The sequence below is a fragment of the Pectobacterium versatile genome, from assembly GCF_020166435.1.
In the GTDB taxonomy this organism is placed as follows: domain Bacteria; phylum Pseudomonadota; class Gammaproteobacteria; order Enterobacterales; family Enterobacteriaceae; genus Pectobacterium; species Pectobacterium versatile.
This window is the reverse complement of sequence record NZ_JAINZP010000001.1, coordinates 310940-323660: the sequence shown is the minus strand read 5'-3', so window position 1 is coordinate 323660 and position 12721 is coordinate 310940. Positions and strand designations below refer to the sequence as shown.

At 54.5% G+C, this 12721-nt stretch carries 12 protein-coding genes and 1 tRNA gene; 11 read left to right on the top strand and 2 right to left on the bottom strand.

Annotated elements, in window-relative coordinates; all coding sequences use genetic code 11:
- Nucleotides 1-147 precede the first annotated feature (147 nt).
- The 5 genes from K7X24_RS01440 to K7X24_RS01420 all read left to right on the top strand — a co-directional run bounded on the left by K7X24_RS01440 (nucleotide 148) and on the right by K7X24_RS01420 (nucleotide 4607).
- Nucleotides 148-224, top strand: a tRNA-Val gene (locus tag K7X24_RS01440).
- A 741-nt stretch (nucleotides 225-965) separates the two neighbouring features.
- On the top strand, nucleotides 966-1952 hold the full coding sequence (locus K7X24_RS01435; RefSeq protein ID WP_119158734.1) for an MDR family oxidoreductase: 987 nt from the start codon (nucleotides 966-968) through the stop codon (nucleotides 1950-1952).
- Nucleotides 1949-2362 (top strand): hypothetical protein, encoded by a 414-nt coding sequence (locus K7X24_RS01430; protein ID WP_162847962.1) that lies wholly within the window; start codon nucleotides 1949-1951, stop codon nucleotides 2360-2362. Before K7X24_RS01435 ends, K7X24_RS01430 begins: the two co-directional genes overlap by 4 nt.
- Before the next feature lie 88 nt (nucleotides 2363-2450).
- Nucleotides 2451-3446 (top strand): NADP-dependent oxidoreductase, encoded by a 996-nt coding sequence (locus tag K7X24_RS01425; protein ID WP_224552452.1) that lies wholly within the window; start codon nucleotides 2451-2453, stop codon nucleotides 3444-3446.
- A 492-nt stretch (nucleotides 3447-3938) separates the two neighbouring features.
- The gene (locus tag K7X24_RS01420) at nucleotides 3939-4607 is read left to right on the top strand and encodes a hypothetical protein (protein ID WP_224552449.1); all 669 of its coding nucleotides are present in this window, start codon (nucleotides 3939-3941) and stop codon (nucleotides 4605-4607) included.
- A gap of 101 nt (nucleotides 4608-4708) precedes the next feature.
- Here the strand turns inward: K7X24_RS01420 and narP are convergent, their stop codons facing one another.
- The gene (gene narP, locus K7X24_RS01415) at nucleotides 4709-5341 is read right to left on the bottom strand and encodes a nitrate/nitrite response regulator protein NarP (protein ID WP_109224672.1); all 633 of its coding nucleotides are present in this window, start codon (nucleotides 5339-5341) and stop codon (nucleotides 4709-4711) included.
- 87 nt (nucleotides 5342-5428) lie between these two features.
- Nucleotides 5429-7147: a nitrate/nitrite two-component system sensor histidine kinase NarQ gene (gene narQ, locus K7X24_RS01410; RefSeq protein WP_224552447.1), complete on the bottom strand. Its 1719-nt coding sequence runs from the start codon at nucleotides 7145-7147 to the stop codon at nucleotides 5429-5431.
- Nucleotides 7148-7397: 250 nt separating this feature from the next.
- Here narQ and napF point away from each other — a divergent pair, with 250 nt between their 5' ends.
- From napF to napB, 6 genes are read left to right on the top strand one after another with little or no spacing between them, the layout of a single operon-like run.
- Nucleotides 7398-7934, top strand: a complete 537-nt coding sequence (gene napF / locus K7X24_RS01405) for a ferredoxin-type protein NapF (protein WP_224552445.1) — start codon at nucleotides 7398-7400, stop codon at nucleotides 7932-7934.
- Entirely contained in the window at nucleotides 7931-8251 is a 321-nt protein-coding gene (gene napD / locus K7X24_RS01400) for a chaperone NapD (protein WP_039489143.1), read from the top strand. Before napF ends, napD begins: the two co-directional genes overlap by 4 nt.
- The gene (napA, locus tag K7X24_RS01395; protein WP_039537949.1) at nucleotides 8248-10734 is read left to right on the top strand and encodes a nitrate reductase catalytic subunit NapA; all 2487 of its coding nucleotides are present in this window, start codon (nucleotides 8248-8250) and stop codon (nucleotides 10732-10734) included. The genes napD and napA overlap by 4 nt, the downstream gene beginning before the upstream one ends.
- A 5-nt stretch (nucleotides 10735-10739) precedes the next feature.
- On the top strand, nucleotides 10740-11432 hold the full coding sequence (napG, locus tag K7X24_RS01390) for a ferredoxin-type protein NapG (protein WP_039505888.1): 693 nt from the start codon (nucleotides 10740-10742) through the stop codon (nucleotides 11430-11432).
- Entirely contained in the window at nucleotides 11419-12282 is an 864-nt protein-coding gene (gene napH / locus K7X24_RS01385) for a quinol dehydrogenase ferredoxin subunit NapH (protein WP_211045188.1), read from the top strand. Before napG ends, napH begins: the two co-directional genes overlap by 14 nt.
- Nucleotides 12279-12716 carry a nitrate reductase cytochrome c-type subunit gene (napB, locus tag K7X24_RS01380; protein WP_010307737.1) on the top strand — a complete coding sequence of 146 codons (438 nt, stop codon included), beginning with the start codon at nucleotides 12279-12281 and terminating at the stop codon, nucleotides 12714-12716. Before napH ends, napB begins: the two co-directional genes overlap by 4 nt.
- The last annotated feature ends 5 nt before the right edge of the window (nucleotides 12717-12721 follow it).

The window sequence follows — 12721 nt, the reverse complement described above, 5'->3', positions numbered from 1 at the left end:
GGCTAAACATTCAACACTTGAAAGAAGATGATAAACAAAGCGCTTGCCACCAACGCCGGAGCCGTCCATAATAGCGCCCATTCCAAACGCTGGAATGAAGAAAAGCATTCTAATCAAAACGTTACTGATTAAGATGTTATCTACTGTACGACCGTAGCTCAGTTGGTTAGAGCACCACCTTGACATGGTGGGGGTCGGTGGTTCGAGTCCACTCGGTCGTACCAATTCATGTTCTGCAATTTTAACCTGCGCCCGTAGGTTGATGAATGTGAATTGAAATTCTCCCTTACTCGTATCCTGTTAAATTTATCAAAACCCATTCGAATTCAGTATATTTACCCCTTATTTTAAGCCCGAACTCAGCGCTGAATCCCAATCAGGAATGACAATTCTGCGACCGATACATGGGCGAGTGTGCCAAGCGTAGCTGCACACATTTCCCAGCAATCGGGCACGTATCGCCCTGCCCCGCTCACGATACAGGGTGGAGGCTTTTTTTGGCGATGTGCATACGATTGGCCTGTGCCTTGTGACCCTCATTTCAAGCAGCTTTTTTTCTTATAATAATAGTTACATACCAGCACATATTAATGTCATTCATAATCAAAAATCTTGACGAAATAAATGATGACCATCATTATAAAAGCCAGATCATTTTCTATAAGAGATGATAAACCATGGCTGGCTGCCTATTTGTCGAAAGAGCATCTTGAAAACAGCGAGAACGGTTGTCCCATAGCAGCCCTCGGTTCAGAAATGCTACGTCAAGCGCCCGAAGTGCGGCACGCTGCCACCAGACAGTGTACTGGAGTCAGGGATCCGCAAGGACCTGCAACTTGATGTGAAGAAGTCTTCGTAAATCAATGCATACCAGTCATGCCGGCTGGTTTGAGCCCAGACAGGCTATATTTCCCTTGCTGGGTAGATGCACGGCATAACCCAACGAATGTGAATTGGAGAAAAAAATGACGTTCAAAGCACTGCTTGCTACCAAAACTGGCGATATAGCCTCAACCCATCTCGTCAACTTCAAAGATGAAGATCTCATGCCTGGCGATGTTACCGTCTCCGTTGAGTATTCTACAGTAAATTACAAGGATGCCTTGGCCGTCACTGGCCGCAGCCCCATCATCCGTCATTACCCGCTCATTCCTGGCATCGATTTCGCCGGTATTGTCGAGCGCTCAAGCTATCCGGGCATTACCGTTGGCGACCGTGTGCTGGTCAATGGTTGGGGATTAAGCCAAACCCACCACGGCGGCTTTGCACAGAAAGCACAAGTGCCTGGCGACTGGTTGATCAAGATCCCTGACGTATTTTCAACCAAAGATGCCATGGCCATCGGTACTGCTGGTTATACCGCAGCGCTATCCGTGCTGGCACTGGAACACGGCGGTCTGACGCCCGATCGCGGCGACATTCTGGTGACGGGTGCCAATGGCGGCGCAGGCTCGATAGCCATCGCGCTGCTCTCCGATCTGGGCTACCGCGTGGTCGCTTCCACCGGGCGTCCTGAGGAAGCGGATTACCTGCACAGCCTTGGCGCCGCCGAAATCATTGATCGCAGCACGCTATCTGAGCCTGGTACACCAATCGGCAAAGAACGCTGGGCTGGCGTCATCGATTCAGTCGGCAGCCATACTCTGGCCAATGCTTTAGCACAAACCCAGTATCGTGGGGTAGTCACTGCCTTCGGTCTGGCTCAGGGTACGGATTTGCCTGCGTCCGTATTCCCCTTCATTCTGCGTAACGTCACCCTTGCAGGTATTGATTCAGTCAACGCGCCCCAGTCCGCACGTTTGCAGGCGTGGGCGCATCTTGCCCGCAATTTGAATCTGGACAAACTGGCACATACCACGCAGGTGATCGGTCTGGCCGATGTGCCCGTCATCGCCGAACGCGTACTGGAAGGCAAGGTGCGTGGGCGCACCGTTGTGGACGTGAACGCATGAGTATTCACACCGCCTCTCGCAGCTTCCGCTATCTGTCCATTCTATCGGCGCTGCTGTTCTTTGCGCTGGCTGCGATCTGGTTATTCACTCCCGCAACGCTACTCGCCAACTGGGGCGTCGCTTTCGGTGGCGGTGTCGAAGGTCTGATCGGCCGCCGTGCTGCACCGCTATATGCTGGTATCGGGGTCATGCTTTTTGCCCTGAGAAATGCGCCACCTTCCGCCGGGCGAACGGCCGCAGTCGCGGGCTTCATCACGGCCTGCCTGCTGCTGGCGTTGCTGGGTGCTGTGGAGTGGGCCGCAGGACGGGTTAATGCGGGCATCCTGTCGGCAATTGTGGTCGAAATCGTTCTGCCGCTGGCCTTTGTACTTGCCATTCGTGCAGAACGGAAAGGCCCGTCGCGCCGCTAGGCGGGCTGCAACATAGAGGGATACACCGTCGGCGTTATCCCTACTTCAAGCGTTATTCCTCCCTCAACAGGCAAAGGACTACATCATCATGAAGGCATTTTTCATCAATCGCTACAAGGACACGGGCCAGGTTGGTCAACTACCCGACCCCGAAGTCGGGCACAATGACGTATTAGTGCAAGTGCACGCCGCCAGCATCAACCTGCTGGACGCCAAGATCCGTAAAGGCGAATTCAAACTTATTCTACCGTATCGTCTCCCACTGGTATTGGGCAATGATCTGGCCGGTGTGGTCGTGCGCGTCGGTCGCAATGTCCGTCAGTTCAAGGCGGGTGACGACGTTTATGCGCGTCCCCCGGAGGATCGTATCGGCAGCTTTGCCGAGCTGATCGCCGTGAAAGAGGACGCGCTGGCACTCAAGCCGGCTAATCTCGACATGGAACAAGCGGCTTCCATCCCGCTGGTTGCTCTGACAGCCTGGCAGGTGCTGGTCGATACCGCACAGTTGAAGCAAGGTCAAAAGGTGCTGATTCACGCAGGCTCGGGCGGCGTAGGCACTATCGCCATCCAGCTTGCTAAGCACCTCGGTGCGTTTGTCGCGACCACCACCAGCACCAGCAATGTCGAATGGGTGAGAAATCTGGGTGCCGATGTTGTGATCGACTACAAAACACAGGCGTTCGAAAACGAGCTGAAGGACTACGATGTCGTCCTCAACAGTCTGGGCAACGACGTACTCGAAAAATCACTTCAGGTGCTCAAGCCCGGCGGTCGGCTTATTTCTATCTCTGGACCACCAACCCCCGCCTTCGCCGAGCAGCAAGGGCTATCCTGGTTCCTGAAGCAGATAATGCGCCTGTTGAGCCGACGTATCCGCAAAAAAGCCGACAAACACGGCGTGCGCTATGACTTCGTTTTCATGCGCGCAAACGGCAACCAGCTACGGGAAATCACTGCACTGATCGAATCCGGTGCAATCAAACCCGTCATTGATCGTACTTTCCCACTGGCATCGACCACAGAGGCACTGGCTTATGCCGAGCAGGGAAGATCGAAAGGCAAAGTCACCATCAGTATTAGATAACTCGATGTCGCTAAATAGCGAAAGACGTTTCACTCACGGGAACACGGTGATGTGCTGGTGTGATACCCAATGTGCCATTAGATGGCTCTGATCGGACAGGCCAACGGAGGCTGCTACATCGGCGGCACCGCGGACCGAAACGAACACTGTTTCTCGGCATTTAGGTGCATTACATTAAGACAGGCGTGGAGAGGAAGGCGATAAGCTGCACTAAACCATTGATTCAATCGAACGAAGCTAAGCACGCCAGCAAATCCTGCTCATCACGTCAGAAAGCGCGAGATTTCAACACGCCTATAGGTAACATCCAAATAACCTACAAATAACTTAGGGCACGAGAATTCTCCCCACCACACGCCTTCGTGCACTTTTATTCTGGCAAACAATACCCCTAAATGATAAATTAACTCGCTGATTTTAGTCAGTTAAAAACTGTTAGCAGACGGATTCTGCCTCGCAACAAAGATAAAAATAATCACATCAGGAATGTAAATGAAACCTTTCATTAAAGTTACAATGCCTTTACTTGCGCTTTCCGCCGCATTTTCGTCTCATGCCGACGAGACCATTCCACCAACGGCCGTATCCGATCTTTATATTAAGACTCTGGTCAACCATGACGATCAGGCTATTCGTCAGCTAAATGATTACCTTCGCCCCGACCGTCTGCGTTCAGGCCGAAGTGCCGACTATGCAAACGCGGCTGAACTGAAAGAAGCCGATAAAGCCTTTCCTGGTGAAATAGCCGAAATGGCGCAGGCCTTGTTTCCAGAACCGCTTAGAGAAGGGCTCCGATCGCCTCTGGAAAGCTTGATGACGACCGTGCAGCAGGCCAGACAAAAATCCGAATGCAAATCCCTGTCAGCTGGCGAGCCAGAAAAGGACAGTAACGGCATACTAACCACTCAGGTGACATTTGAATGCGTTCTGGTGAAAACGAATGAAACCTGGGCAGAAGGTGTGCAGCGGCTGGCAAAAAGTAATTGCAGCGCCTCACAGTGCAGCAGTGAACTGAAAAAACTACAGGATGCTTACTCAGCGCCCGTCAGTTTTACCTATCAGGGAACCTTTTCACTGAGCAAAGTGCCTCAAGATAAAGACAAGGCATGGCGCAATGATTTCGCCAGGGAGACGTTTGACGAAATGCTAAGCCAGTTCTGAGCCTGAGACCTCCAGCCCCTTTGGGGTAGAGGTTCCATCGTTTAAGACACGTAAATCGTTTTTTTCGGCGGGCGACAATCCGCCGTTAACGAGCAGCGGCCTTACTGGCCGCGAGTCTCCAGATACAGCACCGTGGCGGCAACGCGGGAGCGCACATTTAGCTTGCGCAGCATGTTGCGGATATGCACCTTTACCGTCTCTTCTGAGATATACAGCACGCCAGCAATTTGTTTGTTGGACAACCCTGAAGCCACTTCCTGAAGTACATCCAATTCGCGCTCCGTCAATACGGTAAAAGGCGACGGCGTGTCCTGTATAGCAATTCGGTGGCGCAGTACCTCTCGCACCTGTTCACTAAAGGCATCACCGTTGCGAATGGCCTCCAATAAGTGTTCTGGGGCGCTGTCTTTAAGCAGATAGCCATCGGCCCCCGCATCCATCAGCGTATAAATATCGCTGGGTGCATCAGAAACCGTCAGCACAATAACGCGAGCGCAGATCCCATCACGCCGCAGCGCGTGAAGCGTATCCAACCCGCTTAATCCTTTCATGTTGAGATCGAGCAAGATGATATCAGGAGAATCCCGATTCGCGAGGCTTAACGCCTCCATGCCGTTGCTGGCTTCCCCAATCACGTCAAAGATGGCGTCAGTTGCCAGTAACTGACGGATTCCCCGGCGCATAAGCGGATGATCGTCAACGATCAGCACACGATAAGATGGTTTTTCTGACATGCCCAGCCCCAATGTAATATGGATCTTATTATTTTTTATTTATGATTTATCCCTGTCATCTTTCAAGTTACGTGTATGCCGCTCGAATTATTCAGGGTAGAGATTGTTCGTGTTGTCGCGTTCACGCGCGGTCGTCGGCGTCGAAAAACAGACGCTAACCTGCGTTCCCCCTTCAGGGTGGAGGCCAATAGATAACGTTCCTCCTAACCGTTCGGCGCGCTCCTGCATAATATTTAAACCATAATGTCCTGCGGGTTCCTCCTGATTGATAATGCCGCAGCCGTCATCACGAATATCAACACAGTAACGCCCATCTGGCTGCGTACGACAGTTGACGGTAATCGTCGTCGCCTGCGCGTGTTTAATGGCATTCAGCACCGCTTCACGGATGATTTGCAGCAAGTGAACCTGCTGTGATGCATCCAGCACCTGCGTAGGAATACGGCAATCGATATCAATCGTCGCTGGCGTCTGCGCTCTTAGCGGCTCAATCATCTCCTGCATCGCCGCCGGCAAATCGGCCTGTTGCAGCGTCAGCCGGAAGGTTCCCAGCAGCTCTCTCAGTTGGCGATAAGCATCGCTTAACGCCTGTTCAAAATCTGTGATGATCTGCCGAGCCTGCGCATTTTCTTCCGATACTGCACGTTTTAATAACGCCATCTGGATATTCAGATAAGACAGCACCTGAGCCAGTGAGTCATGCAGTTCACGTGCAATGGTGGCGCGCTCTTCCATCAGTAACAGCTGCTGGTAGTGCTTCTGCGCCTGATTGAAATAGAGCCCGCGACCCAACATATTAGCGACACTTTCCATCAGCTGCGCCGACGGCTGCTGCGCTGATGCCTGCCACCGCAGCTGTCCAAACTCGACCTCTTGCAAACGGATCGGCAATGCCCGCCACGCGATCTGCTCATCCGGCTGGCCTTCACACAACCGCCAGTTCTCCCCTACCCGCATTTCCAGACAAACGACCGTTTCATAGCGGTGAACAATTTGCAGAATCTGCTGAAAGCAATGCCTGTCGATCGTGCTGACGTTCATCGCCTGAGAGCAGTTGTACAGCACCTTCAGCATGCGGTTCACTTCCTGCAAGCGCAGCGTTTTCTGACGAACCTTATCTTCCAGAGAGCGATAGAGTTTTTGCAGTTCGTCAGTCATGCTACTGAAGGTTTGCGCCAGTAACCCCAATTCGTTAGGCAGATTGACGTCCAGCCGCGAATGGGTAAAACGCCCTTTCTCGATGGACGAACAGGCCGCCATCAGCTTATTCAACGGCACGACCACCTGGCGACGAATGCGGCGCAGCGTAAAGAAGATCAGTATATAGATAGTGATCGAGCCAATTATTGATGTCACAACGACTATCATCATCTTGCGTTCGGAATAGTGCTGCAACGCCAGCACAAAGAGATCGATCTGCGTGACATAGCGAACAATATTGTCCTGATACCACACCCGATCCCCCGCATTCAGGCGCTCATCCATCGTTTTCCAACTCTGTAACAGCGCCGCATAACGATCGCGCACATCGCGCGGTACATACCAGCGATCCAACAGGTGAAAAACCGGGGAATCCAGCGTTTGCGCATAGAGGCGGCGATGCGGTTCTAACGCGGCACGATCGCCCTGTAGGTCATACCCCATGCGATAGCTTTGCATACGCATCGATCCAGCAACGTTGATCGCTTCCGCATCGCGTAAACCGCTGGCTAACGTCAACAGCGCAATGCCCGTCGTCAGAAATGAAAGCAACGCGATATAAAAAAACGCGCGAGCCAGACTGGTAGAAACAGGACGTTTGACCATCACAACGAATAATCCTCTTTGGCGTCATACCTACTCTAAATAAGTAGATCAGCATTTCAGCGTACTATCACGATCCCCACTTACTCCCGCAAGCCGATAAGGCGCGAATCCTACATAAGCTTGATCCGGCACCACCATTTACCTCTAAAGGGTGATTATCGCATACAGCCTAAGAGGAATAGTGTAACCCCTACAAAAACAGCGTGTTTTCTATTGGATATTTCATTGAGTGCCAGAGCGAAAAACTGCCATGACTAACCTCTCCCGGCGTTCCCTACTGACTGGTGGCCTACAGCGGGCAGACAACGCGTTGCGTCCGCCGTGGAGCGGTGTGGAAAGCCATTTCCTGAGCCAGTGCACGCGCTGCAACGTCTGCGTTGATGCCTGCGGCGCGGGGATTATCCAGCGTGGTTCAGGCGGTTTTCCCACTGTCGATTTCCAACACGGTGAATGCACATTCTGCTACGACTGTGCTCGCGCGTGTCCAGAAGCGCTGTTCGCGGAGAGTCACACCTCGCCGTGGGAATACCACCTGACGATCCAGGATGCCTGTTTATCACTGCATCAGGTGGAATGCCGCAGCTGTCAGGATGCGTGTGAAACAGGCGCGATACGATTCCGCCCCACCATTGGGCGCGTTGCTGCACCGTCCATCGACGACGACGCCTGTACCACCTGCGGCGCCTGCATTTCCGGCTGCCCTGTCGGCGCCATATCGATGAAAAAAATCACAGCGGGATATCACACCGCGCCAGCGCGTCTGCCGACGCAACAGGAAAACCGATGAGCACAGTCTGGCATGTTTGCAGTGTAGTAGTTCACGTCAACACGGCGCAGATGGCAGCCGTTGGCGAGGCGTTAGCGACGCAGCCCAATCTAGAAGTGGGTGCCAGCGATAGCGATACCGGAAAAATGGTCGTGGTATTGGAGTCAGATTCAGAAGACACGCTGTTAAAACAAATAGCGTCAATACGCGAGCTTACAGGCGTACTGGCGGTTTCGCTGGTTTATCACCAGCTTGATGAACAGCCTTTTGATGAACAATCTTTTGCTTTCGATGAACAACCTCTTGATCAACAAGCTCAGGGTGAGGAAATACTATGAAACTCAGTCGACGACACTTTATGAAGGCGAACGCGGTCGCAGCGGCAGCCGCGGTCGCAGGCATCACCATACCCACCGCGGTTCGTGCCGTGACCGAACAGTCGGATGCTATCCACTGGGATAAAGCCCCTTGCCGCTTCTGTGGCGTAGGGTGCGGTGTGTTGGTGGGGACGCAAAACGGCCGCATCGTCGCCAGTCAGGGCGATCCTGAAGCGCCGGTTAACCGTGGATTAAACTGCATCAAGGGCTATTTCCTGCCAAAAATCATGTACGGACAGGATCGCCTGACCCAACCTTTGCTGCGTATGCGTGACGGCAAATTCGATAAAGAAGGCGAATTTACTCCGATTTCCTGGGATCAGGCATTTGACATCATGGCGGAGAAATTCAAAACCGCACTGAAGGAGAAAGGCCCGAACGCGATAGGCATGTTTGGCTCTGGGCAATCAACCATTTGGGAAGGCTATGCGGCCGCCAAACTGTTCAAAGCGGGCTTCCGCTCCAACAATATTGACCCCAACGCGCGCCACTGTATGGCATCAGCGGTCGTCGGCTTTATGCGTACCTTCGGGATGGATGAACCGATGGGCTGCTACGACGATATCGAGCAGACCGATGCGTTTGTCCTGTGGGGCTCTAACATGGCGGAGATGCACCCGATTCTCTGGTCACGCATCACCGACCGCCGTCTGTCGAACAGCAATGTCACGGTCGCCGTGCTGTCCACCTACCAGCACCGCAGTTTTGAACTGGCGGATAACGGCATGGTGTTTACACCGCAAACCGATCTGGCCATTCTCAACTACATCGCCAACTACATTATCCAAAACAATGCGGTGAATGAGGCTTTCTTTACCCGCCACGTCAACCTGCGCCGAGGCGTGACCGATATCGGTTATGGCCTACGTCCGACACATCCGTTGGAAAAAGCGGCGAAAAATCCGGGTTCCGATGCATCTGAGCCGATGAGTTTTGAAGAGTACAAAGCCTTTGTCGCCGACTACACGCTGGAAAAAACGGTCGCGCTCAGCGGCGTTCCCGCCGACCAGTTGGAAGCGCTGGCAAAACTCTATGCCGATCCGAAGAAAAAAGTGATCTCTTACTGGACGATGGGCTTTAACCAGCACACGCGCGGCGTCTGGGCGAACAATCTGGTTTATAACATCCACCTGCTGACGGGCAAGATCTCTCAGCCGGGCTGCGGGCCGTTCTCGTTAACCGGGCAACCTTCTGCCTGCGGCACCGCGCGTGAAGTCGGCACCTTCGCCCACCGCCTGCCAGCAGACATGGTGGTGACTAACGAGAAACACCGCGCGATGGCGGAAAAGCTGTGGCAGTTACCGACAGGCACGATTCCTGAAAAAATCGGCTTACACGCCGTCGCACAGGATCGGGCGCTGAAGGACGGCACGCTGAATGCCTATTGGGTAATGTGTAACAACAACATGCAGGCCGGCCCGAACATCAATCAGGAGCGTATGCCGGGCTGGCGCGATCCGCGTAACTTCATCGTCGTTTCCGATCCCTACCCGACGATCAGCGCCTTGTCCGCTGACCTGATTTTGCCTACCGCAATGTGGGTGGAAAAAGAAGGTGCCTACGGCAATGCCGAGCGCCGGACGCAGTTCTGGCGTCAGCAGGTTAAAGCGCCGGGCGAGTCAAAATCGGATCTGTGGCAGGTGGTGAGCTTTGCCAAGCGCTTCGCCATCGAGGAAGTGTGGCCGGAAGAACTTCTGGCGCAGAAACCGGCCTACCGCGGCAAGACCCTCTACGACGTGCTGTTTGCTAACGATGTCACCACGCGCTTCCCGCTCAGCGAATTAGCGGAAAACCAGTTGAACGATGAATCTCGCGACTTCGGTTTTTACCTGCAAAAAGGCCTGTTTGAAGAATACGCCGCGTTTGGCCGCGGGCACGGTCACGACCTAGCGCCGTTCGATACCTACCACAAGGTTCGCGGGCTGCGCTGGCCGGTCGTTGACGGCAAGGAAACACAGTGGCGCTATAGCGAAGGGCACGATCCTTACGTCAAAGCGGGAGAAGCCTACCGTTTCTACGGCAAACCGGATGGCAAGGCGGTTATTTTTGCGCTGCCGTACGAGCCTGCCGCAGAAGCGCCGGACGACGAATACGATCTCTGGCTCTCCACCGGCCGCGTGCTGGAACACTGGCACACCGGCAGCATGACGCGTCGCGTACCGGAACTGCACCGCGCCTTCCCCGAGGCCGTGCTATTTATGCACCCGCAGGATGCCAAAGCGCGCGATCTACGTCGCGGCGAGAAGGTCCGCATTATCTCGCGCCGTGGTGAAGTCGTCTCGATTGTTGAGACACGCGGTCGCAATAAGCCACCACGTGGGCTGGTCTATATGCCGTTCTTCGATGCCGCACAAATGACTAACGTCCTGACGCTGGATGCGACCGATCCGCTGTCGAAAGAAGCGGACTTTAAGAAGTGTGCCGTCAAGCTGGCTAAGGTGTAACGCGCATGGCACGCCCGGAGAATTCATCACCCGCTCGCCGTCGCTTTCTGCGTGACGCCGTCCGCGCCGTTGCTGGCTTATCAGCAGCGGTGACGGTTCTCGGCATTCAGCAGCGACGCGCTCAGGCAGACGTACTCCGGCTACGGCCGCCGGGTGCACTGTCTGAGGCGGCGTTTTCCGGTGCCTGCATACGCTGTGGCCAATGTGTTCAGGCCTGTCCGTACGACACGCTAAAGCTGGCAACGCTGGTCTCCGGCTCCGCAGCCGGTAGCCCTTACTTTGTCGCACGCGATATCCCGTGTGAGATGTGTGAGGACATTCCCTGCGTGGTCGCCTGCCCCAGTGGTGCATTACAGCCGCTGGACGCTATTGATGACGCCCGCATGGGATTAGCGGTGCTGCTCGATCAGGAAAACTGCCTGAACTATCAGGGGTTACGCTGCGATGTCTGCTATCGCGTCTGCCCCCTCATCGATAGCGCCATCACGCTGGAACCAGAGCGCAATGCCAGAACCGGAAAACATGCCCGTTTTCTGCCGACGGTGCATAGCGATGTCTGTACCGGCTGTGGCAAATGTGAAAAAGCCTGTGTGCTGGAACAGCCAGCGATAAAGGTCTTGCCGCGCGCGCTGGCAAAAGGCGAACTCGGACACCACTACCGTTTCAGTTGGCTGGAGGCACGCGATGGCAAATCGTAAGCAAGACGCCGGACGAGAAGCCCGGACGAAAAAAGGCTGGTGGCGCAGCCACCGCTGGCTGGTCTTACGTCGACTGACACAGTCTCTGGTGCTGCTCATGTTCCTCAGCGGCCCGCTGTTAGGCTTCTGGATTCTGCGCGGTAACTACAGTGCCAGCCGCTTGCTCGACACCGTGCCGCTCAGCGATCCGCTGATGGTGCTGCAAAGTTTGGCTAGCGGTCATCTGCCTGCCGCCCTCGCGCTGGTCGGTGCGCTGATTATCGCGCTGAGCTATGCGCTGGCAGGCAAGCGCCTGTTCTGTAGCTGGGTCTGTCCTGTGAATCCGCTCACCGATTTAGCCGCCTGGCTGCGTCGCCGTTTCGGCATCACCGCCTCGGCAACGCTCCCCCGCAATCTGCGCTATCTGCTGTTGATTATGATCGTGGCAGGCAGTGCGCTGACGGGCGGGCTGCTGTGGGAATGGGTCAACCCGGTTTCACTGATGGGTCGCGGGCTGATTTTCGGGTTTGGTGCAGGTATCTGGCTGCTGCTGGCGCTATTTCTGTTTGATTTATTGGTCGTGGAACACGGCTGGTGCGGACACCTTTGTCCAACGGGCGCGCTGTATGGCGCGCTTGGCAGCAAAGGCGCACTGGTTGTGGATGCCACCGAGCGTGAACGCTGTACGCGCTGTATGGACTGCTTTCATGTCTGTCCAGAGCCACAGGTACTTCGCGCGCCCTTGCTCGATAAACACAGTCCGGTACAGGTCACTGACCGAGACTGCATAACATGCGGACGCTGTATTGATGTCTGCGCTGAAGACGTTTTTAAAATAACCCTTAGATGGAAATCGGGAGCAAAGTCATGAAAAGCCTGAGAATGGGATGGTTTCGCTGGATCACCGCCCTGGCGATAATGGGCAGTGCGATAGCAACTGCACAGGTCGATTTAAGCCAATCGCCGGAAGTCGCCGCGACACAGCCGGGAAATAGCCGGATGCCGAAGCAGCAGGAGCGTATGGCGCTCAACTATGTCAACCAGCCACCGATGATCCCGCATAGCGTGGATGGCTATCAGGTCACCCCGACCTTTAACCGTTGCCTACAGTGTCACGGCGTGGAGAGCTATCGTTCCACCAGCGCCCCCCGCGTCAGCCCAACCCATTTTGTCGACAGAGACGGCAAAGTGCTGAGCAATGTCGCACCTGCACGCCATTTCTGCCTGCAATGTCACGTGCCGCAAGCGGACAGTTCGCCGATTACCGGTAACACGTTCGCCCCTTCTAAAGGCTTTGGACAGTGAGGTTT